A 20,434-nucleotide genomic window follows, 5' to 3' on the forward strand; every position below is an offset into this window, starting at 1 on the left:
CGCGGCGCTGTTCTCGTGCGAGAACACAGGAAGAACATCGCAATGCCGAAGAACAAGAAGCCCCGCGGCGGGCGTCCGTCCGCCAACTTCGAGCCGCGCTACGGCGCCAAGAAGACCTCGTTCCACGACCGTCATCACGGCAGTCCCTCCCGCGACGGTGCGCGCGACGAGCGCGGTGGACGCGCGGATGCCGGTGACCGCCGGTCCGCTCCCGCAGGCGGCTACGACCGTCGGCCGGGCAGCCGCAGCGCCGGACACCGTGGCTACCGCCCCGAGGAAGCCGAGAGCGGCGCGCCCAAGCGTCGCTGGAACGCGTCCGAGCGTGCGGGTCGCGACGAGGCCCGCAGCATCCGCAACCGCGCGGAGTCGGGCCGCCGTGAGGCGCCGCACCACCGGGACGAGCGTCCGCGATACGACGACCGCGGCGGAGACCGTCCCCGGTACAACGACCGCACCTCGGGTGGCAGTCGATTCGACGACCGGCCGCGCCGTGACGACCGCGCCGGTGGCGGCCAGCGCCAGGGCTTCCGCGATGACCGCGGCGGAGACCGTCCCCGGTACAACAGCGACCGTGGTGCCGAGCGTCCCCGGTACGACCGCGACGACCGTCCGCGTCGGGATGACCGCAGCGGTGGGAGCCAGCGCCAGGGCTTCCGTGACAACGACCACCGCGACGGCGGGCGTCCTCGGTACAGCGACGGCGCCGACCGCCCCCGGTACAACAGCGACCGCGGCGGAGAGCGTCCCCGGTACAACGACCGTGGTGCCGAGCGACCCCGGTACGACCGCGACGACCGTCCGCGCCGTGACGACCGCGGAGGCGACCGCGCCCGGTCGAACGACCGCGGCCCCGAGCGTTCCTATGACGCCGACCGCGCCCGCCGCGCCTTCGACCGTGACCGTGCGCACCGTTCCTTCGAGGGTGGCCGTGAGCGTCCGTCGACAGGTGGCGCCTACCGCACCGAGCGTCCGCGCCGTGACGAGCGACCGGCGCGCACCGAGCGTCCGTCCCGCAACGACTGGAATGCCAAGCCCAAGGCTGCCTTCGAGCCCACCGACGACGTCGTGCACGAGCGCCTCGAGGCGAAGTCCGTGGCGGCGGTCGAGGTCGACGGCGTCACCTTCGCCGACCTCGGTCTCGGCTCGAACATCGTCGAGACGCTGAAGAACATGGGGGCGGAGACACCGTTCCCGATCCAGGCCGCCAGCATCCCGGCTGTCCTGGAAGGACGCGATGTGCTCGCGCGCGGCCGCACCGGCTCCGGCAAGACCATCGCGTTCGGTGCCCCGCTCGTCGAGCGTGTGCTGCAGTCGCAGGCCGGCAAGCGTCGCGAGTTCGGGCGGTCGCCGCGGGCGATCATCCTCGCCCCGACGCGCGAGCTCGCGCTGCAGATCGACCGCACGATCCAGCCGATCGCCCGCAGCGTCGGTCTGTTCACCACGCAGATCTATGGCGGTGTCCCGCAGGGTCGTCAGGTGGGCGCGCTCAAGAAGGGCGTCGACATCGTGATCGGCACGCCGGGTCGCGTCGAGGACCTCATCAACCAGGGCAAGCTCGACCTGTCCGACTGCCGCATCGCCGTGCTCGACGAGGCCGACCACATGTGCGAGCTCGGCTTCGTCGAGCCGGTGCAGCGCATTCTGCGGCACACCGCCGACGGCAGCCAGAAGCTGCTGTTCTCGGCCACGCTCGACCGCGAGGTCGCCGCGCTCGTGGACGAGTTCCTTGTCGACCCGGCCGTGTACGAGGTTGCCGGTGAGGACCAGGAGTCCTCGACGATCGAGCACCGCGTGCTCGTGATCGAGCACCGTGACAAGGCCGACATCCTCACCTCGCTCGTCGACCGTGCGGGCAAGACGCTGGTCTTCGCGCGCACCCGTGCATATGCGGACATGCTCGCCGAGCAGTTCGACGATGCCGGCATCCCGGCCGTCTCGCTGCACGGCGACCTGAACCAGGCCAAGCGCACGCGCAACCTCGAGCGTCTGACCTCGGGTCGCGTGAACGTGCTCGTCGCCACCGACGTCGCCGCCCGCGGGATCCACGTCGACGACATCGACCTGGTCGTGCAGGCCGACGCCCCGGACGAGTACAAGACGTACCTGCACCGCTCGGGTCGTACCGGTCGTGCCGGTCGTTCGGGTCGCGTCGTCACGCTGATCACGCGTCAGCGTCAGCGCCGGATGACCGAGCTGCTTGACCGTGCCGAGATCGACGCGCCGTTCGAGAACGCGCGTCTCGACGACGACATCATCGAAGAGATCGCCGGTCGCATGCCGACCGCAGCCGACCTCACGGCCTGAGTCTCGTCCAGGAAGGCCCCGTTCTGCCTCGGCAGGGCGGGGCTTTTTCGCGCCTGGCCCGTCCCGGCGGAGTTTCTCTGCGTGGGGAGGAAACCTGCGCCCACGAAGTCCACCCCAGGGCGAGAATTCCTCCCGACGACCGGGGAGCGGAGGAGAGAGGCGAGAGTCAGGCGAGGTCGTGGGTGTGCACGGCCGAGGTCAGGTTCGTGCCGTTCAGGTCGAGGTAGATGACGCTCTCGGTGACCGTGAGGGTCATGGTGTTGCGGCGTTCGATCAGTGCGGCCGCCTCGTCGATGAATCCGGGGTCGAAGCTGTAGACGCGGATGTCCTCGCGACGGTGGATGCGCTTGTCCGCCCACGGGGCGAGCACCTTGGCGGGGTCGCGGTGCGTGTACACGACGGTGCGCTCGGCGAGGCGGCTGCCATAGTGTAGACGTTCGGCGTCGGGTGCTCCGATCTCGACCCAGACCGTGATCAGTCCGGTGAGGTCGCGCACGAGCACCGCCGGCTCCTCGGTCGACGAGATGCTGCCGCCGAACGCGATGCCCTCCGCGAACTCGAGCCCGTACGCCAGCACCCGGGTGAGCATGTAGGCATCGGTCTCGGACGGATGCCGTGCCACGCGGAGCGAGTAGTCCTCGTAGACGCCGCGATCGGTGTCAGCGAGCTGCACCTCGAACGTGTGGATTGTCGAACCGATCGCCATGATCCCCGAGCCTACGCGGCCGCGGATGCTCCGCTCGACCGCGTCCCGCTCCACCCGCCGTCAGAACAGCATCGGCTGCGCGGCGGTCGGTGCCGTTCGTGTGGTCGGGGTGAAGGTCGGCTTCGTCTGCACGTGTCCCTCCCCGGTGCGGCTTCCGCGTCGGGGGTAGTCGTCCTCATGGCGGCCGTCGAGTCCGTGCATCCGGATGAGCGGCCGCGCCCGCTTCGCGAGCCACTGCCGGTATCCCTTCGGTGCTTCGGCGGAGGCACCGGGGTAGAGCCCGCGGTAGGAGGAGACGAGATCTGGGCGATGCGCGCCGAGCCACTCGAAGAACCACGGCTTCACGCCCGGGCGCAGGTGGAGTGCGCCGTAGATGACGCTGCGGGCGCCGGCCTCCTTGATGCGCACGAGGGCGCTGTCGATCGCGGCGATCGAGTCGGTCATGTGCGGCATGATCGGCATGAGGAAGACCGTGACCGGGAAGCCGGCGTCGGCCAGGGCGCGCACGGTGTCGAGTCGCGCCTGCGTGGTGGGGGCTCCCGGCTCGATGGCCTTCTGCAGCTCGTCGTCGTACATCGCGATCGACATCTGCACGTCGACGGGCACGCGCCGGGCGGCCTTCACGAGCAGCGGGATGTCACGGCGGATGAGCGTGCCCTTGGTGAGGATCGACAGGGGGGTGCCGGAGGCCGCGAGCGTCTCGATGATGCCCGGCATGAGCTTGTAGCGTCCCTCGGCCCGCTGATACGGGTCGGTGTTCGTGCCCAGCGCCACGGTCTCGTGCGCCCAGCTGCCCTTGCGCAGCTCCTTCTCGAGCACCTCGACCACGTTCACCTTGACCACGATCTGCGAGTCGAAGTCGGCGCCCCCGTCGAGGTCGAGGTACTCGTGCGTGCCCCGGGCGAAGCAGTAGACGCAGGCATGCGAGCAGCCGCGGTAGGGGTTGATGGTCCAGGCGAAGGGCATGCGCGAGGCGCCGGGCACGTGGTTCAGTGCCGACTTCGACAGCACCTCGTGGAAGGTCATCCCGGCGAACTCGGGCGTGGTGACGGAGCGCAGCACGCTGGTGCGAGCCTCCAGCCCCGGCAGCGCCGCGGCATCCACGTCTCCGAGTTTCTGTCCTTGCCACCTCATTCCCTTATTCGAACAGATGGACGAGCTTAACGCAAGCCACCTTGCGACATAGCTTCGAATGAAAGAATGAAGCAATGTTCGTCACGCCGCAGCCTCAGCACGCGGCTCCGCGCTCCCCGATCCGCGGCCCCGCCCTGCCGATCGGCGTCGCCGTGACGGCCATCGGGGTGATGCTGTCGATCGCTTCGGCACCCTTCGGCTCGCCCGCCGCCGATCCGATGCCGGTGCCGGTCACCGTGATGCAGGTTCCCTCCGTCGACGTCGCCGCCACTCCCGCCGCGGATCCCTGTGCGGACGGTGGTGTGCAGCAGGCCATCGCGAACGGCGACGACGCGGCGACCATCGCCGGCTTCGGCGGAGGCACGGCGTTCCGCGATGCGGTGGTCGCGGGCAACGCTCCCTGCATCTCGCTCGCCGATCCTGCGCGGGTCTGGGTCGTGGTCAACAAGAGCCTGCCGTTGACCCCGCCCGACTTCGAGCCCGCCCCCCTCGACTCCGTGCCGCTGCAGATGACGACGCCGTCCGGTCGCGTCCGGGTCGACGTGGCGGCGGCGGTCGGCGCGATGGCCGCGGCAGCGACGGATGCCGGGGTCGGCCGCATCGGTGCGAACAACGGCTACCGCTCATACGGCCTGCAGGTGTCGACCTACGACAGCCATGTGCGCGCCCAGGGCCAGGCGGACGCGGACGCCGGTTCGGCGCGCCCGGGGCACAGCGAGCATCAGACCGGGCTGGCACTGGACGTGGTGGCCTGTGCGACGAGCTGCGGCGGTCTCGACGGCTTCGGCAGCACCGCGCAGAGCGATTGGGTCGCCGCCCATGCGTGGGAGTTCGGGTTCATCGTGCGCTACGAGCAGGTGGGCACCGCGGTGACGGGTTATGCGCCAGAACCGTGGCATCTGCGGTACGTCGGCGTCGATCTCGCGGCGGCGTACCACGACGGTGGTTTCCACACGCTCGAGGAGTTCTTCGGGCTTCCGGCCGCGCCGGATTATCCGCACTGAGCGGGCGATTCCGGCCACCCTGCGACAACCGACAACCGCGGTACCCAGTGTCACCGCATATGGGATGCATTCTCACAACGTCCTGCCTCGGCTGCGTCCTGCGACGTAGAATTCCGGAAGCAACGATGCATGAGACGTTCAGGAGGACGGCATGGAACGCGACATCTACGACGAGGATCACGAGGCTTTCCGCGACCTGGTCAAGGACTTCGTCAAGCGCCACGTGACGGGCGAGGCGATCGAGCGGTGGGATGCCGCGGGCGAGATCGACCGGGCCACGATGCTCGCCGCCGGCGAGGCGGGGCTGATCGGGCTCTCGGTCCCCGAGGAGTTCGGCGGCGCCGGCATGCTGCAGGATTACCGCTTCCGCACGATCGTGATGGAGGAGGTCATCGCCGCCGGCGCGGGTTCGCTGGCCGGTGCTTTCGGCATCCAGGACGACCTGGCCGTGCCCTACCTCGTGCACATGGGCACGCAGGAGCAGAAGGAGAAGTGGCTGCCCCGCATGGCCACGGGCGAGGTGCTCGGCGCCCTCGCCATGACCGACCCCGGGGCCGGTTCCGACCTGCGCGGCATCAAGACCAACGCCAAGAAGGTCGACGGCGGCTACATCCTCAACGGCGCGAAGACGTTCATCTCCTCTGGCACGACGGCCGACGTCGTCGTGACCTTCGTCAAGACCGGTGAGGGCAACCGTCCCGACGCGTTCAGTCTGCTGCTCGTCGAGAAGGGCATGGAGGGCTTCGATCAGGGCAAGAAGCTCAGCAAGATGGGCTTCCACGGGTGGGACACCGCGGAGCTCAGCTTCACCGATGTGTTCGTCCCCGACGAGAACCTCATCAGCGGCAAGGAGGGGCAGGGCTTCATCCAGCTGATGCTGAACCTGCCGCTCGAGCGCCTCTCGATCGGCGTCGCCGCGGCCGCAGCCGCACAGGCCGCACTCGACTGGACCGTCACCTACACGAAGGACCGTGAGGCGTTCGGCGAGCGCATCGCCGACTTCCAGAACACCCGCTTCCGCCTCGCCGACATGGCCGCGACCACGGATGCGATGTGGGCGTACATCGACCGCGCGCTGCGGGCGTACTCGCAGGGGAAGCTCTCGGCCGAGGATGCCGCGAAGGTCAAGTTCTGGGCGACCGAGCGCGAGTGGGAGGTGCTCGACACGGGCGTGCAGTTGCACGGCGGCTACGGCTACATCATGGAGTACCCGATCGCCCGCGCCTTCACCGATGCCCGCGTGCACCGCATCTACGGCGGCACGAACGAGATCATGCGCGACCTCGTCGGCCGTCAGATCGCAGGCAAGCGCTGACGCACGTCTGGCGAAACGCACCCCCGGAGCCTCTTCCGGGGGTGCGTTTCTGTTTCCACGCCTTGGTTGGCTCGAAACGTGCCTCTGCGGCCGGCTGGGGGTGTGTTTTCGATCCCGCAGCGCGGCGTCGGCGAGTCGACTTGTATCGGCGGCGCGGCCCGGGTGGGGGAGCCCGCAGGGGGAGTGTGTGCGGGTGTGGGTGAGGTTGGGTGAGGAAAGACCAGGTGAGAGTTAGTAAAAGACGGCTTGCGGCAACGTGAGGACAATCTTCTGACTTGTCTCTTCATGGGATACATGTGCAGGTCCATGATCGATACATGTCGGATACGAGATGTCCGGCGCGGAGGACGTCGTCGTCCTCGCACCCGCTCACCGAAGAGGCCGGAATGTCCACGCTCACCATGCCGCAGCTCGACCGCTCATCGACGGCCCCGATCTGGTTCCAGATCATGCGCGCCATCGAGGCGGAGATCGCCCAGGGCACCTGGGGCCCGGGCGACCGGCTGCCCAGCGAGAGCGAGCTGCGCGAGCACTTCTCGGCCTCGCGCACCTCGATCCGTGACGCGCTGTCGCGGTTGGAGAGCGCCGGCATCATCTCCCGCCAGCAGGGCAAGGGCGCGTTCGTCGAGCGGGCGCAGGGTCCCTCGGCATGGACGCTGCCTTCGGCTCCCAGCCTGCTCGGCGAGTACAGCGAAGACGGTCGCAGCGCCCTCAGCTCGGAGATCCTCCGCGCCGGGATCGAGCCGCTGCCGTCGTGGGCGGCCGCGGTCGTCGGACGGGACTCGCCCGACGGCATGGGTTTCGTGCTGGAGCGCGTGCGCGCCGTGGGGGCTCGTACCGCCGTGCACGTGATCAACTACCTGCCCTCGCGCTTCGCCGGCGTGCTGCCCGACCTCCGCGATCCGCGGGCGAGTCTGTACGCCGCGATCCGGAATGTCGCCGGGGTGCGCATCGCACGCATGCACCGCACGATCGAGGCGGTCGCCGCCGACCGTGCGCTCGCCGCGCTCCTCGAGGTCGAACCGGGGCATCCGATCGTCGTGGTCGAAGCCGTCGCCTACGACCAGAGCGGCCAGCCGATCGACTTCTCCCGCGCTTCGGTGCGCACCGACCGCCTGCGCGTCAGCGTCGACACCGGCTTCGACGCCGCGGGCATCTCGACCGAGACCGCGTCCGGCCGCTACCCCACCGCACTGCGCTGAATCCGCACGTCCTCCCTCACGAAACCCTTCTGGAGTCCTGCACATGACCGACCCCCGCATCCTCGTCATCGGCGACAGCTACATGACCGCCGAGATCTTCACCCGCGCGTTCGCGCAGCGGGGGATCGACGCCGACGCGGCGACCATGACGATCACGCCGCCGACGTGGGACACCTCCGGGATCCGCGAGTTCGAGGGCGACCCCGCCGAGGTGGCGCGCATCGCGAAAGGCTACGACGTCATCGCGTTCCACGCCGCTCCCGTCACCGCCGACGTGCTCGCCGCCCTTCCGGACCTGCGCCTGGTCGGCTGCGCCCGCGGGGGTCCCGTGAACGTCGACCTCGCCGCCGCCCGTGAGCGCGGCGTGCGCGTCACCACGACGCCCGGCAAGAACGCGGATGCCGTGGCCGACCTCACGATCGGCTTCCTCATCTCGCTGGTGCGCAACGTGCCGGCATCCCTGCGCGACGTCGATGAGCGTGTGGCCGATGGGCGTCCGCTCGCCGAGTCCACCTTCGAGGGGGCGCGGTGGTTCGGGCGCGAGGTCAAGGGCCTTCGTCTCGGACTGATCGGCTACGGCAACGTCGCCCGTCTCGTCGCGGCCCGCGCCCGTGCACTCGGGGCGACCATCACCGCCTACGACCCGTTCGTCGATCCCGCCTCGGTGCAGGATGCGACGATCGTCGCCGACCTCGACGCCCTTCTCGTCGGCAGCGACGTGGTCAGCGTGCACGCACGCGCCACCGACGAGAACCGGCACATGATCGGCGCCGCGCAGATCGCGCGGATGCCGGAGGGCTCGTTCCTCATCAACACGGCTCGCGAATCCCTCGTCGACGAGCAGGCGCTGCTCGACGCGCTGCGCAGCGGACACCTCAGGGGTGTCGCGCTCGACGTCAACGAGCCGGACGGCCCCTGGCGCGAGCTGGTCGCCCAGCCGAACCTGATCCTCACCCCGCATCTCGCCGGTGCCACGAACGAGACGCTGGTGCGCGGCGCCGACATGCTCGCCGCCGAGGTCGCCAGCTTCCTCACGGAAGGGAGCCTGCGATGGGAGCGCTGACCGACGTCTTCCTCGCCATCGATGCGGGCACGGGGTCGGCGCGGGCGCTCGCCTTCGACGCCGACGGCCGGCTGGTCACGCAGGCGGCGCGGGAATGGACGCACACCGCGGTCCCCGGCCACCCCGGCGGCACCGCTTTCGACACGGAGCGAGGATGGCGCGCGATCGCCGATGCCGTGTCGGAGGTGGTCGCACGTCTGGGGGAGCGGCGCGTGGCCGCCGTGGCCGCGTCGAGCATGCGCGAGGGGTTCGTGCTGTACGACGCCGAGGGCCGGGAGCTCTGGGCATGCCCGAACACCGACGGTCGGGCCCGTGCCGAAGCCGACGAGCTGGTCGCCGAGGGAGTGGCCGACGAGGTCTACCGCAGAGGCGGGGACTGGGTGTCGATCACCGCGCCCGCACGCCTGCGCTGGATCGCCCGCCACCAGCCGGAGCTGCTCGCCCGTGCGCGCCACTTCGGGATGCTGAGCGACTGGGTCACGACGCGCCTCACCGGCGAGTTCGTGACAGAGCCGACCAGCGGATCGAGCTCCGCCCTGTTCGACCTGCGTGCGCGCACCTGGTCGGACGAACTCGCCGGACTCGTGCGTGTCGACCGCGGCATCCTCCCTCCCGTCGTCGAAGGCGGTGATGTGGTCGGCGCCGTCACGACCGAGGCCGCCGACGCCACCGGACTGCCGATCGGCACGCCCGTCGTGGCCGGTGGCGCCGACACGCAGCTCGCCTTGCACGGCATCGCCGCCCGCGAGGGCCGCCCCACGATCGTCGCCGGTACCTTCTGGCAGACCACGGCTGTGACGACCGAGCCTCTCATCGACCCGGAGCGTCGACTGCGCACGCTGTGCCACGTGGAGCCCGACACCTGGATGGTCGAGGGCATCGGCTTCCTCTCCGGCCTCGCGATGCGCTGGTTCCGCGACGCGATGTGCCCCGACGCCACCGAGCTCGGCCGCGCCGCCGGCACCTCCGCCTTCACCGTGATGGAGGAGTGGGCGGCGGCCGTGCCCGCCGGATCGAACGGCGTGGTCGCCACCATGGCCAACGTCATGCAGGCGGATGCCTGGCATCACGCCGCGCCCGCCTTCGTCGGGTTCGACATCAACGACGCGGCGAACTCCTCGCGCGGAGCCTTCATCCGGGCGATCGAGGAATCGGCGGCCATCGTCGCCCACGCGCACCTCGGCATCCTGTCGGCGCTGACCGACGGACGGGCGGTCGCGGAGGGCGCCGTGACGTTCACCGGCGGATCGAGCGCAGGGCGGCTCTGGCCGCGCGTGATCGCCGGAGTGACCGGACTCGACACCTGGGTCACCCCCGCCCCCGAGGCCACCTCGTACGGCGCGGCTCGCCTGGCCGCACGCGGCGTCGGCGCGCAGCTGCCGCCGATGGACGATCCCGAGCGCGTCGAGCGCGTCGACCCCGCCGAGCACGATGCCTACCGCGCGGTGACCGCGCGCTGGCACCGCGTGTATCGCGACGTCGTGTCGATCTCCGGCTCCGACCTCCCTCCGCTCTTCACCCCGCCGGGGGCCGCCCGCGGCCCCCTCGATCCGCCCCTCACCCGACTCCCGTCGGTCGGCCACGCCGGCTGACGAACACCAGAAGGAGACCACTCATGGCAGACCTCGAAGGCAACGCCGCCGCTAAGCAGTTCCACCCCGGCGAGCAGGCCGTGCGCTTCTCGCAGAACATCCGCGGGGCCGCGAACCTCGACTGGGGCATGCAGAACCGCCTCTCGCGCATCCTCGACCCCGAGACCGGCCGCACGGTCATGCTCGCGTTCGATCACGGGTACTTCCAGGGCCCGACCTCCGGCCTGGAGCGCATCGACCTGAACATCGCGCCGCTCGCGGAGTACGCCGACGCGCTCATGTGCACCCGGGGATCGCTGCGCACGTCGATCCCGCCGGCGACCCGTGCCGGGCTCGTGCTGCGGGCTTCGGGCGGACCGTCGATCCTCAAGGACCTGTCCGACGAGTACACCGCGATGGCGATGGCCGATGCCGTGCGCATCAACGCCGACGCGGTGGCCGTGCAGGTCTTCATCGGGGGCGAGCACGAGAGCCGCAGCATCCGCAACCTCACCACCCTCGTCGACGAGGGCTACGCCGCCGGCATCCCGGTGCTCGGCGTGACGGCGGTCGGCAAGGAGCTCGTGCGTGACGCCCGCTACCTCGGCCTCGCGACCCGCATCATCGCGGAGCTCGGCGCCCAGCTCGTGAAGACCTACTACTGCGAGGACGGCTTCGAGGACGTCGTGGCCGGGTGCCCGGTACCGGTCATCATGGCCGGCGGCAAGAAGCTGCCCGAGTCGGACGCGCTCACGATGGCCTCGAACGCCGTGCGTGCCGGGGCGGCCGGTGTGGACATGGGCCGCAACATCTTCCAGAGCGCCGACCCCGCGGCCATGATGCGTGCGGTGCGCGCCGTCGTGCACGACGACCTGGACCCCGCCGACGCGTACGAGCTGTTCCGCGAGGCCACCGAGACGCGGGTGCCCGCGTGAGCGCCGACGTGCTGCGGTCCGCCGACGCCGAGCTGCGGTTCGGCGACTGGGGCCCCGGATACCTCGCTCAGGGCGACGACGCCGCCTTCGGCGTGGTCGTCCTCCGTCCCGGCGACGAGTTCGCCAACCACCTCCACGAGCACCACACCGAGTCGTTCGTGGTGATCGAGGGCCGCGCCGAGATCTGGCTCGACCGCGACACCCGCCGGGTCGTCACGGCCGGCGACGTGCTCCGCGCGGAACCGCACGAGGAGCACTTCGTGCGCAACCCGTTCGACGAGATCTTCCGCGCCGTGTTCGTGAAGACCCCCTGGGTCGACGGCGACAAGGTCGATCGCCCCTGGACGCCGGGCGCCACGCCCGCGTCCTGATCCCGCACCACCGCACCACCGCATCACCCCTCACCCGAACAAGATCGAAAGGACAGCACCATGAGTGTGCAACGACGCTCCTCATCCTCCGCGCGGTTCGCGCGCCGCGCCCTGCCCGTCATCGCCCTCGCATCCTCGGTGGGCCTCGTGCTCGCCGGATGCGCGGGAGACACCGGCGGATCCTCCTCCGGCGGCGACGACAAGACCCTCAAGGTCCTCATCGCCGCCCCGCAGGAGGGTGCGGGCAAGATCCTGGAAGCCGACTTCGAGGCCGCCACCGGCGTCAAGGTCGAGGTCGAGGTCGTGCCGTACGACCAGATCCAGACCAAGGCGATCCTCGACGCCCAGTCCGGCACGAACAACTACGACGTCATCCAGTACTGGTACACGTCGGTCGGCGCGCTCGCGGATGCCGGTGCGCTCGCCGACATCACCGACTGGGTGGAATCGGACAAGGACATCGACTCGTCCGACTTCATCGATGCGATCTTCGGGCCGTACACGCAGTACGAGGGCGCGACCTACGGGCTGCCGATCGACGGCGACACGCACGTGCTCTTCTACAACAAGGCCATCTTCGAGCGGAACGGCGTCGAGGTCCCGACCACGTGGGACGAGTACGTCGAGGTCTCGAAGAAGATCACCGACGCCGAGAAGTCGAACGGCGTGTACGGCAACGCGCTGCTCGGATCGAAGAGCGCGTTCAACATCGGCTCGACGTTCTTCAACCGTCTGGCCACCATGTCGCCCGACCCGATCGACCCGCAGATGCCGCAGCTGAACACCGAGTATGCGGTCGCGGCCGCGCAGGCGATGCTGGACGCCGCGCCCTCGGCGCTGCCCAGCCCGCTGGAGATCGGGTTCGAGCAGGCGCTGCCGCAGTTCCTGTCCGGCTCGGTCGGCATGATCGAGTTCTGGACCGACCTGGGCGTGTTCGCGCAGGATCCGGAGCAGTCGAAGATCGTCGACGGGTGGGGCGTCGCCCCGCTTCCGGTGGGACCCGAGGGCAAGGTCTCCGGCGCGCTGAACGCCGGGTGGGCGATGGGCATCAGCCCGAACGCCAGCGATGAGGACCTCGCCAAGGAGTTCGTCGCGTTCGCGTCGTCGAAGGAGACCAACGAGAAGCTCATCACCACGACCGGCTCCGGCGTCGACCCGACCCGCACCTCCACCCTGGAGAGCCCTGCGTACATCGAGTTCGCCCCCGAGGTGTCTGCCGTCGCCGCACAGGTGCTGCCCAACGCGCAGTCCTGGCCGACGTCACCGCAGGCGCCGGAGATGATCCAGGCGCTCAGCGACAACCTCGCGCTCATGCTGCAGGGCAGCCTGACCGCCGAAGAGGCGATGCAGAAGACCTGGGACTCCTGGCAGTCCCTCGCCGACTGACCCTCGCGTCGAACCCGAAAGGATCGCTCATGTCGAACCCCGTCGTCGCCCGACGCCGCACCCGCCGTGGGTCGTGGACGGGACGCGCCCTGCTCGCCCCCGCGATCCTCGCGATCGTGATCATCGCGATCTACCCGCTCGGCTACATCATCGCCGCCTCCTTCTCGGAGTCGTCGCTGGGGCGGCCGTTCTCCGAGTGGGTCGGGTTCGACAACTTCGCGGCACTGCTGGGGGACGGGATCACCCTCCCGTCCCTCGGCAGGTCGCTCCTGTTCGCGGTCCCCTCGGCCCTCATCGCACTCGTCGCCGGTCTCGTGGTGGCGCTGTCGCTGGATGCCGCAGTCAAGGGTGGGCGCATCATCCGCGTGCTGCTCCTGCTGCCGCTGATGACCCCGCCGGTCATGGCGGGGGTGATCTGGAAGCTCATGCTGGCCCCGACCGGCGGCCTGCTCAACAACATCGGCCAGACGCTCGCCCCAGGGTCCGAGCCCTTCCTCTTCCTCGGGTCGAGCCCGGCCGCCATGATCTCGCTCGTCGTCGTGGACGCCTGGCAGTGGACGCCGTTCTGCGTGCTGCTCGTGTTCGCCGCGCTGCAGACGCTCCCGGCCGAGGTGTACGAGGCGTCGCAGGTCGACGGCGCCGGCATCTGGCAGACGTTCTGGCGCATCACGTTCCCGCTGGTGCTGCCGAGCCTGGTCACCGTGCTGCTGTTGAAGCTGGTCGTCTCGTTCAAGGTGTTCGACCTCGTGTTCATCATGACCAGCGGTGGCCCCGGCTTCGACACCACGGTCAGCAGCTTCGAGATCTACCGCACCGGACTCCAGACCTTCGACGTGGGAGCGGCTGCGGCGCAGACCATCGCGTTCCTCGTGCTGGTCACCATCGTCATCCTGCCGCTCAACGCCGTGCGGCAGCGTCTGCAGAAGGAGAGCTGACCATGTCGCTCACACTCCGCGCATCCGCCCGCACCGAGGAGAGCGCGACCGAGACGCTCATCGTCCCCGACGCCCGCCGTCGGCGCCGCGCGAAGGTCCGCACCTCCAGCACGTCGCGGCCGGGGCGGCCGTCGGTCGCGGTCACCGTCGTCAAGTGGGTGGTGATCGCCGTCGCGATCACGCTGGCGCTGCTGCCCGTGCTGTACATGGTGGGCATGTCGTTCAAGAGCGCGGACGACATCCTCTCCACACGCATCCTGCCCTCGCGCCTCGCGTTCGAGAACTGGACCTCCGCGTTCGAGAACTGGCCCATCCTCACGTATCTGCGCAACTCGTTCGGCGCGGCGATCGTCGCCGTGCTGGTGTCGCTGCTCGTGGCGATCCCCGCCAACTACGCGATGGCGCGCCTGCGGGCCGGTGGCAAGCAGACCCTCGGGCTGATCGTCTCGGCTTACGTCGCGCCGCCGGTCGTGGCGATCATCCCGCTGTTCGTGCTGGTGCGCACGGCGGGACTCATGGACTCGGTGCTCGGGCTCGGGATCGTGGAGGGGCTGCTGCTCACCCCGGTCGCGGTCTGGCTGCTCGACGGCTTCTTCCGGGCGATCCCGTTCGAGATCGACGAGGCGGCGCAGATCGACGGGTGCGGGCCGCTGCGCACGCTGTGGTCGGTGATCCTGCCGCTGACGGCGCCGGGCATCGTCGCGGTGTCGATCATCGTCTTCATCCTCGCGTACAACGACTTCCTGATCCCGCTGCTGCTCACGCAGAGCGTCGATTCCCAGACGCTCCCCGTCGGCATCGCCCTGATGCAGGGCGGTCGTGAGGTGATGTTCGGGCAGATGGCCGCCGCCAGCCTTTCCGGCCTCATCCCGATCTACCTGCTCGCGCTGTTCCTGCAGAAGTGGCTCGTCGGCGGTCTGACGCAGGGGAGTGTGAAGTAACGTCGAGGAAGGTAGCACCACCGGTACTACCGGAGTAGTATCGAGGAATGTCCGCGGCAAAAGTCAGCCTCAGCCTTAGCGCAAGCGATCTTGCTTTCCTCGACGCGGAATCCCTCGCCGGCAGGTACTCCTCACGGTCGGCCGCGGTGCAGGATGCCGTGCGGCTGTTGCGGGAGAGTCGGCTTGCGGATGCGTACGCCGAGGCCTACGGCGAGGGCTACGACGAGGAGTGGGACACTGCGGTCGACGATGGTCTGGCGTCGGCATGAGCGATCAGACCGTTGCCCTCCTGCGGAGAGGGCAGATCGTTCTCGCGTCGTTCGGTCCCGGCGTGGGCACGGAGGTTCGCAAGACCCGGCCGGCAGTGGTGGTGAGTAACAACACCGCGAACGCCGCCGCGATTCGGCACAGTCGCGCGACCGTGACGGTGGTTCCGGTGACGTCGAACACGGAGCGCATCTGGCCGTTTCAGGTGCTGCTTCCGGCAACGGCGTCGGGACTCGACCGAGACTCCAAGGCTCAGGCCGAGCAAGTGCGTACGATCGCCGTCGCGCGCGTCGTGCGCCCGGTCGGCTGGGTGCCTGCCGAGCTGATGGGCGCGATCGATGAGGCTCTCCGGCTGCACCTCGCGCTCTGAACGCGCCCATCGCCCCATATCGGCGCCCGGCGGGATCGAAAACGCCCGTCCAGGAGGCCCGGGAGGCGCCTTTTCGATCCCGCCGGGTGCGCCAGGAGCGGTACGAGCGCCGCGAGAGACCGGACTCAGCGGCGTCCGCCGACACCGGCCTTCCGCAGGCGATCGGCGACCAGGATGCCGAGGGCGGTGCCGCCCAGGCAACTCGCCAGTGTGATGGCGAAGAACAGCACCTGCACCCCGAGGGTGAAGTCTCCGAGGTTGAACGACGCCCACGCCAGTACCGGGTACACGACGCCGACGACCGCCGCACCGACGTAGTGCATCCCCGTTCCCCAGTAGCGCCAGAGCACGAACAGGAACGGCAGCTCGGTGAAGGCCGCCCACCAGAGGTTGGTCGCCACGCTCGCGAAGCCGTAGCCCGAGAACGGCACGATCACGAGTCCGGCGAGCAGCCCCACCAACAGGCCGACCAGCGGCCGCCGCAGCAGTCGGAGGGCGATCACCGACGGCAGCAGCCAGAGTCCGGCCAGGCCGACGCTCACGAAAGGCAGGCCGGGGAAGAGGATCGTCGACACCCAGTTCGCCGGGGCCAGCAGCAGACCACCCGCGACACCGAGTGCGGCGCAGGTCAGCAGGATCGCGGTCGGGAAGCGGAACCGGCGACGGGTCCGAGGCTCGGGTGCGGCGGCCTCCGTCCCCGTCATGCGAGCGGCTCCGCGGCAGCCTCACGCGCGGCTTTCGACGCCGGAGAGGCCGCACCGATCTTCCAGTACCCGCAGAAGCTCACCGCGTTCTTGTCGACGCCTCGTTCGCCCACGAGGTGCTTGCGAGCGCCCGAGGCGAGAGCCTGCTCGCCCGCGGCATACGCATGGAACGGGGCCTCCGGCAGATCGGTGCTCCCCAGGGTCTCGAGCGCGAGTGTGCCGGGCGCGACATCATGCGGCCGCACGATCCAGACGACATCGACCCCGGCCGGATGCGGGAAATCCAGCGCATCCTCCTGGCTCGGCACCTCGACGATCGCATTACCGACCGCACCCTCGGGCAGCGAGGCGCTGATCGAGGCGATCGCCGGCAGCGCGGTCTCGTCGCCCACCAGCACCACCCGGTCGGTGCCACGCTCGGGGTTGAAGGTGAGCCCTTCGTCGATGATCAGCACGTGCTCGCCCGGCTCGCAGGTCTCCGCCCAGCGCGATGCCGGACCGGCCGTGCCGTCGGCCGCTGAACCGTGCAGCACGAAGTCCACATCGATCTCGGCGCCGCGATCGCCGTCGGCCGGTCGATGGGCTCGCACGCTGTAGTTGCGCATCACGGGGCGATCGCCGTCGGGGATGCGCAGGAACTTCAGATACCCGAACATCTTGTTCGCCTTCGCCGGCACCCGATCGAGGCCGGCATCGCCGCCGATCGGCAGGAACAGCCGGAACCACTGGTCGAAGCCCATCGGCTGGAACCGGGCGATCTCGCCGCCGCCGAGTGTGACCCGGATCCAGTGCGCCGACAATCGCTCCGTGCGCAGCACCGTCAGGTGGAGGAGCTCGGACGATGCGGGCTTGACCATCTTGCTGAATGCCATGGGGCGCCTTTCAGGGAAGCTGCCAGGGGAAGAACACGACGAAGATCGCGGCCGACACCAGCAGCATCGCGATCGTGAAGACGGTGTCCCGCGTGCGGAACGGGACGAGGTGCCGCTCGGTGCGCGTCGGGTGGGCCCCGAACGCCCGCGAGTCCATCGCCAGTGCCACCCGTTCGGCATGACGGATGGCGCCGGCGAGGAGCGGCACGATGTAGCCCCAGCCGCGGGCGATCCGGGCGAAGGGGCCGCGTCCGCCGTGATAGCCGCGGACGCGGTGGGCGGCGCGGATCACAGCCAGCTCGTGTCCGAACCGCGGCACGAAGCGGAAGGCCGCGAGGGCCGTGTAGCCGATGCGATACGGCACCCGCAGCTGCTGAACGCTCGCCCGCACCAGATCGGGTCCGCTCGTGGTGAGCCCGCCGACGAGGGCGAGGGCGATGATCGATCCGAGGCGCAGTGCCGTCGCGAAACCGAGCAGGAGTGCCCCGCTGTACAGCGTCCAGTCGCCGATCCGCACGACGGGCGTGCTGCCGGAGACCAGGGCCGTGTCGATCCACAGCGAGAATCCGATACCGATCAGCAGCATCCCCGCCGGGAGCCCGAGCAGCAGCAGGGCCAGGAGCCTGCCGGTGAGCCGGGCGCCCACCAGGATCAGGATGTAGGCGAGCACGAGGAAGGCAGCGGGCGTCGCCAGATCCCGCACGAACACGAGCAGCAGCATTGACGGCGCGAACCCGGCCACCTTGGCGAGCGGGTTCAGGCCATAGAGGAACTGGCGGCGCGAGGTCGCCACCATTCGGGCATAGGGGTCGAATGCGGTCGCGGTCACGGGGTCGCCCCGAATCTCGCCGAAGCCAGCACTCGCTGCAGCGCCGGCAGGCGCAGCCCGGCATCCGCGAACACCTGCGCATCCTGGAACAGCGCGGATGTGCGACCGGAAGCCCCCACCCGCCCGTCGGCCAGGATCACGACGTGGGTGGTGTGCTCGGCGACGAGCTGGAGGTCGTGCGTGACGATCACGATCGTGGTGCCCTCGGCGCGCAGACTCTGCAGCAGGTCGAGCAGCTCTGCGGCGCGGGCGCGATCCTGCCCGAAGGTCGGCTCGTCCAGGGCGAGCACGCGCGGTCGGGTGATCAGCGCCGTGCCGACCGACAGCCGCCGCTTCTCGCCCCCGGACAACAGGAACGGGTGCACCACGGCCTTGTGCTCGAGCCCGAATCGGGCGAGCATCTCGTCCACGCGCGTGGTGATCTCGGCCTCGGGGACGTGCCGCAGCCGGAGCCCGTGCGCGAGCTCGTCGAACACGGTGTGCGCGATGAACTGGTGCTCGGGGTTCTGGAACACGAAGCCGATGCGCTCCGCCAGGTCGCGCGGAGACGCGGTGCCCGGGTCGATGCCGTCGATGCTGACCTGCCCGCGCGGAGGGGGCACGACGCCGGCCAGCGCCTGGATCAGGGTGGTCTTGCCGGCGCCGTTCGCACCGACGATGGCCGTGAGGCTGCCCGGCTCCAGGTCGAGGTCGATGCCATGGAGGATCTCGGTGCGCCGGCGCCGCACGGTCAGCCCGCGGGCGCGGATGATCGCGGTGCCGTCCGGTGCCGACTCGCTCTCGTCGCTCGACGGCTGCGTCTCCTCGTCCGCGGAGGGCGCCGACCGCCCGGCGACGCCATCGCGTTCGAGCGCCTCGGCGAGCTCGCCCGGCGTCAGCGGCAACGGTTCCAGCGTCGCACCGTGCGTGCGCAATCGGAGCGCGGCGAGCGTCGCGGCGGGGAGCCACACGCCCATCCGCACCAGCTCGTCGGCATGCTCGCGGATGATGTCGGACGCCGGGCCGTCGAAGGCGACGCGCCCCTCGCGGTCGAGCACGATCGTCCGGGTGACGAAGTCCATCGCGGCGTCGAGGTTGTGCTCGACGAGCAGGATGGCCCGATCGCCCGCCGCGACCACGTCCGCCAGCGCGGCATACACGTCGTCGATGCCCTGCGGGTCGAGGTTGGCGGTCGGCTCGTCCAGCACGATCAGCGGTGAACCCATCGCGAGGGCGCACGCGATCGCAAGGCGCTGTCGGCCGCCGCCGGAGAGGTGGTCCGGGTTCTCGTCGCGACGCTCCCAGAGCCCCACCCGGCGCAGCGCCTGCTCGACCCTGTCCTGTACGACGTCGAGCGGGAGCAGCAGGTTCTCCGGGCCGAAGGCGACCTCGTCGTAGACGGTGCCGGTCACGATCTGCGCGTCCGGATCCTGGAACACCATCGCCACGTGCGTGCTCAATGCCGCGGTCTGGGCGGTCGCGGTGTCGATGCCGCCCGCCTCGACCGTGCCGACCATGCTCGCGGACAGGGCGTGGGGGATCAGGCCGTTGAGCGCGAGGGTGAGCGTCGACTTGCCCGAGCCCGAGGGGCCGAGCAGCAGGACCACCTCACCGGGCAGGATGTCGAAACTCACGTCGCGCGGGGAGGGGTGCGCGGCATCGGCGTGGGTGAGCGAGAGCTCGCGCACGCGGAGCAGGGGCGCGGATGGGCGCACGGCGGAGTCCCGGGTTTCGGCGGATCGTACTCCTCTAACTTAGCTGAGCCTTACCTGAACACACCAGCCGCTCGTCCGTGCGCGGCCCTCGCGGATCGACAACGCTCCCCCGGACGCCCCGCGGAGCTCGGTATTGATCCCGCCGGGCGCGCGGGACAGAGAGGACGCGTCAGCGCTTGGCGACGCCGGCCTTGCGGAGGGCGGAGCCGATGGCGAGTCCGACCGCGGTCCAGGCGATCGGACCGAGCACCGAGATCGCGAGGTACAGGATCTGCGCCCACAGGGGCATGACGCCCAGGTGCGCGGCGAAGAACACCACGACCGCGACGACCACGCCGATCACCGCCGCCGAGATGAAGAAGCGCCAGGCTCCCCAGGATCGGTAGCGGGTGAGGGCGGCGACACCCTCCTGGATGAGGCCGAACAGCAGGGCCGTGCCGAGGAAACGGAGCGCCCACGCCGGGTTGAAGGCGCTCGCGATCAGGGCCGCGAACACGTGCGTGATGAGCGCGACCAGCGGCAGTCGCAGCACCTCCTGCGCGATGATGCCCGGCAGCACATGCGACCCGAGCACGAGTCCGTAGAGGAACAGCAGGGGGCTGGCCAGCAGCACGGGGGTGACCCATCCGGCGATGCCGGCGAGGATGCCGGTGGCGACGCCGATCGCCGCGCACACGAGCAGCACTCTGGTCGACAGGACGGAGGTTCGGGCCACGGCTCCAGCCTACTTCTGCGAGCCGTGTCCTGACGCCGCGGAGACCGGGCAAAACCGGGCGGGCGCGGCCTCGCGGTCCGTTCGTCGCGCCGGCGGCACCGCTCGTCGCAGCATCC

The 20,434-nt window shown here is 70.0% G+C and carries 20 protein-coding genes; 13 read left to right on the top strand and 7 right to left on the bottom strand.

Annotation, left to right across the window (positions count from 1 at the left end; all coding sequences use genetic code 11):
* Positions 1-42 precede the first annotated feature (42 nt).
* A complete protein-coding gene (locus tag WFM69_RS05565) occupies positions 43-2,304 on the top strand; it encodes a DEAD/DEAH box helicase (protein WP_337002516.1) in 2,262 nt (753 codons plus the stop codon).
* A 166-nt stretch (positions 2,305-2,470) separates the two neighbouring features.
* Here the strand turns inward: WFM69_RS05565 and WFM69_RS05570 are convergent, their stop codons facing one another.
* Together WFM69_RS05570 and WFM69_RS05575 are read right to left on the bottom strand one after the other, a co-directional pair.
* A complete protein-coding gene (locus WFM69_RS05570) occupies positions 2,471-3,010 on the bottom strand; it encodes a YaeQ family protein (RefSeq protein ID WP_337002518.1) in 540 nt (179 codons plus the stop codon).
* 60 nt (positions 3,011-3,070) lie between these two features.
* Entirely contained in the window at positions 3,071-4,144 is a 1,074-nt protein-coding gene (locus WFM69_RS05575; protein ID WP_337002520.1) for an Rv2578c family radical SAM protein, read from the bottom strand.
* A 74-nt stretch (positions 4,145-4,218) separates the two neighbouring features.
* Here WFM69_RS05575 and WFM69_RS05580 point away from each other — a divergent pair, with 74 nt between their 5' ends.
* The 12 genes from WFM69_RS05580 to WFM69_RS05635 all read left to right on the top strand — a co-directional run bounded on the left by WFM69_RS05580 (position 4,219) and on the right by WFM69_RS05635 (position 15,504).
* Positions 4,219-5,148 carry a M15 family metallopeptidase gene (locus WFM69_RS05580; protein WP_337002522.1) on the top strand — a complete coding sequence of 310 codons (930 nt, stop codon included), beginning with the start codon at positions 4,219-4,221 and terminating at the stop codon, positions 5,146-5,148.
* 151 nt (positions 5,149-5,299) lie between these two features.
* Positions 5,300-6,463 (top strand): acyl-CoA dehydrogenase family protein, encoded by a 1,164-nt coding sequence (locus WFM69_RS05585; protein ID WP_337002524.1) that lies wholly within the window; start codon positions 5,300-5,302, stop codon positions 6,461-6,463.
* Positions 6,464-6,849: 386 nt separating this feature from the next.
* The gene (locus WFM69_RS05590; RefSeq protein WP_337002526.1) at positions 6,850-7,665 is read left to right on the top strand and encodes a GntR family transcriptional regulator; all 816 of its coding nucleotides are present in this window, start codon (positions 6,850-6,852) and stop codon (positions 7,663-7,665) included.
* Between the two features lie 43 nt (positions 7,666-7,708).
* On the top strand, positions 7,709-8,728 hold the full coding sequence (locus tag WFM69_RS05595) for an NAD(P)-dependent oxidoreductase (protein ID WP_337002528.1): 1,020 nt from the start codon (positions 7,709-7,711) through the stop codon (positions 8,726-8,728).
* Positions 8,716-10,320 (top strand): FGGY family carbohydrate kinase, encoded by a 1,605-nt coding sequence (locus tag WFM69_RS05600; RefSeq protein WP_337002529.1) that lies wholly within the window; start codon positions 8,716-8,718, stop codon positions 10,318-10,320. The genes WFM69_RS05595 and WFM69_RS05600 overlap by 13 nt, the downstream gene beginning before the upstream one ends.
* A gap of 23 nt (positions 10,321-10,343) precedes the next feature.
* Complete coding sequence (gene lsrF, locus WFM69_RS05605; protein WP_337002531.1) at positions 10,344-11,234, top strand: 3-hydroxy-5-phosphonooxypentane-2,4-dione thiolase; 891 nt, start codon at positions 10,344-10,346, stop codon at positions 11,232-11,234.
* On the top strand, positions 11,231-11,605 hold the full coding sequence (locus WFM69_RS05610) for a cupin domain-containing protein (protein ID WP_337002533.1): 375 nt from the start codon (positions 11,231-11,233) through the stop codon (positions 11,603-11,605). Before lsrF ends, WFM69_RS05610 begins: the two co-directional genes overlap by 4 nt.
* Before the next feature lie 60 nt (positions 11,606-11,665).
* The gene (locus WFM69_RS05615) at positions 11,666-12,991 is read left to right on the top strand and encodes an ABC transporter substrate-binding protein (RefSeq protein WP_337002534.1); all 1,326 of its coding nucleotides are present in this window, start codon (positions 11,666-11,668) and stop codon (positions 12,989-12,991) included.
* Positions 12,992-13,020: 29 nt separating this feature from the next.
* Complete coding sequence (locus WFM69_RS05620; RefSeq protein WP_337002535.1) at positions 13,021-13,926, top strand: carbohydrate ABC transporter permease; 906 nt, start codon at positions 13,021-13,023, stop codon at positions 13,924-13,926.
* A gap of 2 nt (positions 13,927-13,928) precedes the next feature.
* On the top strand, positions 13,929-14,867 hold the full coding sequence (locus tag WFM69_RS05625) for a carbohydrate ABC transporter permease (RefSeq protein WP_337002536.1): 939 nt from the start codon (positions 13,929-13,931) through the stop codon (positions 14,865-14,867).
* Between the two features lie 47 nt (positions 14,868-14,914).
* Positions 14,915-15,136, top strand: coding sequence for a ribbon-helix-helix domain-containing protein (locus WFM69_RS05630; protein WP_337002537.1), 222 nt, complete (start codon positions 14,915-14,917; stop codon positions 15,134-15,136).
* Positions 15,133-15,504: a type II toxin-antitoxin system PemK/MazF family toxin gene (locus tag WFM69_RS05635; protein ID WP_337002539.1), complete on the top strand. Its 372-nt coding sequence runs from the start codon at positions 15,133-15,135 to the stop codon at positions 15,502-15,504. The genes WFM69_RS05630 and WFM69_RS05635 overlap by 4 nt, the downstream gene beginning before the upstream one ends.
* Positions 15,505-15,629: 125 nt before the next feature.
* Here the strand turns inward: WFM69_RS05635 and WFM69_RS05640 are convergent, their stop codons facing one another.
* From WFM69_RS05640 to WFM69_RS05660, 5 genes are all read right to left on the bottom strand, one after another.
* Positions 15,630-16,208, bottom strand: coding sequence for an ECF transporter S component (locus WFM69_RS05640; RefSeq protein WP_337002541.1), 579 nt, complete (start codon positions 16,206-16,208; stop codon positions 15,630-15,632).
* The gene (locus tag WFM69_RS05645) at positions 16,205-17,080 is read right to left on the bottom strand and encodes a siderophore-interacting protein (RefSeq protein ID WP_337002543.1); all 876 of its coding nucleotides are present in this window, start codon (positions 17,078-17,080) and stop codon (positions 16,205-16,207) included. The genes WFM69_RS05640 and WFM69_RS05645 overlap by 4 nt, the downstream gene beginning before the upstream one ends.
* A gap of 10 nt (positions 17,081-17,090) precedes the next feature.
* Entirely contained in the window at positions 17,091-17,909 is an 819-nt protein-coding gene (locus tag WFM69_RS05650; protein WP_442928406.1) for an energy-coupling factor transporter transmembrane component T, read from the bottom strand.
* A complete protein-coding gene (locus WFM69_RS05655; protein ID WP_337002545.1) occupies positions 17,906-19,603 on the bottom strand; it encodes an ABC transporter ATP-binding protein in 1,698 nt (565 codons plus the stop codon). Before WFM69_RS05655 ends, WFM69_RS05650 begins: the two co-directional genes overlap by 4 nt.
* Before the next feature lie 169 nt (positions 19,604-19,772).
* A complete protein-coding gene (locus WFM69_RS05660; RefSeq protein ID WP_337002547.1) occupies positions 19,773-20,318 on the bottom strand; it encodes an ECF transporter S component in 546 nt (181 codons plus the stop codon).
* Positions 20,319-20,434 lie beyond the last annotated feature (116 nt).

This window comes from Microbacterium sp. LB12 (assembly GCF_037150835.1).
Taxonomy (GTDB): Bacteria; Actinomycetota; Actinomycetes; order Actinomycetales; family Microbacteriaceae; genus Microbacterium.

Excerpts from the sequence above, each read along its gene's own strand:
- WFM69_RS05565 (WP_337002516.1), top strand. The coding sequence starts at position 43 with ATGCCGAAGAACAAGAAGCCCCGCGGCGGGCGTCCGTCCGCCAACTTC.
- WFM69_RS05570 (WP_337002518.1), bottom strand. The coding sequence starts at position 3,010 with ATGGCGATCGGTTCGACAATCCACACGTTCGAGGTGCAGCTCGCTGAC.
- WFM69_RS05575 (WP_337002520.1), bottom strand. The coding sequence starts at position 4,144 with ATGAGGTGGCAAGGACAGAAACTCGGAGACGTGGATGCCGCGGCGCTG.
- WFM69_RS05580 (WP_337002522.1), top strand. The coding sequence starts at position 4,219 with ATGTTCGTCACGCCGCAGCCTCAGCACGCGGCTCCGCGCTCCCCGATC.
- WFM69_RS05585 (WP_337002524.1), top strand. The coding sequence starts at position 5,300 with ATGGAACGCGACATCTACGACGAGGATCACGAGGCTTTCCGCGACCTG.
- WFM69_RS05590 (WP_337002526.1), top strand. The coding sequence starts at position 6,850 with ATGTCCACGCTCACCATGCCGCAGCTCGACCGCTCATCGACGGCCCCG.
- WFM69_RS05595 (WP_337002528.1), top strand. The coding sequence starts at position 7,709 with ATGACCGACCCCCGCATCCTCGTCATCGGCGACAGCTACATGACCGCC.
- WFM69_RS05600 (WP_337002529.1), top strand. The coding sequence starts at position 8,716 with ATGGGAGCGCTGACCGACGTCTTCCTCGCCATCGATGCGGGCACGGGG.
- lsrF (WP_337002531.1), top strand. The coding sequence starts at position 10,344 with ATGGCAGACCTCGAAGGCAACGCCGCCGCTAAGCAGTTCCACCCCGGC.
- WFM69_RS05615 (WP_337002534.1), top strand. The coding sequence starts at position 11,666 with ATGAGTGTGCAACGACGCTCCTCATCCTCCGCGCGGTTCGCGCGCCGC.
- WFM69_RS05620 (WP_337002535.1), top strand. The coding sequence starts at position 13,021 with ATGTCGAACCCCGTCGTCGCCCGACGCCGCACCCGCCGTGGGTCGTGG.
- WFM69_RS05625 (WP_337002536.1), top strand. The coding sequence starts at position 13,929 with ATGTCGCTCACACTCCGCGCATCCGCCCGCACCGAGGAGAGCGCGACC.
- WFM69_RS05630 (WP_337002537.1), top strand. The coding sequence starts at position 14,915 with ATGTCCGCGGCAAAAGTCAGCCTCAGCCTTAGCGCAAGCGATCTTGCT.
- WFM69_RS05635 (WP_337002539.1), top strand. The coding sequence starts at position 15,133 with ATGAGCGATCAGACCGTTGCCCTCCTGCGGAGAGGGCAGATCGTTCTC.
- WFM69_RS05640 (WP_337002541.1), bottom strand. The coding sequence starts at position 16,208 with ATGACGGGGACGGAGGCCGCCGCACCCGAGCCTCGGACCCGTCGCCGG.
- WFM69_RS05645 (WP_337002543.1), bottom strand. The coding sequence starts at position 17,080 with ATGGCATTCAGCAAGATGGTCAAGCCCGCATCGTCCGAGCTCCTCCAC.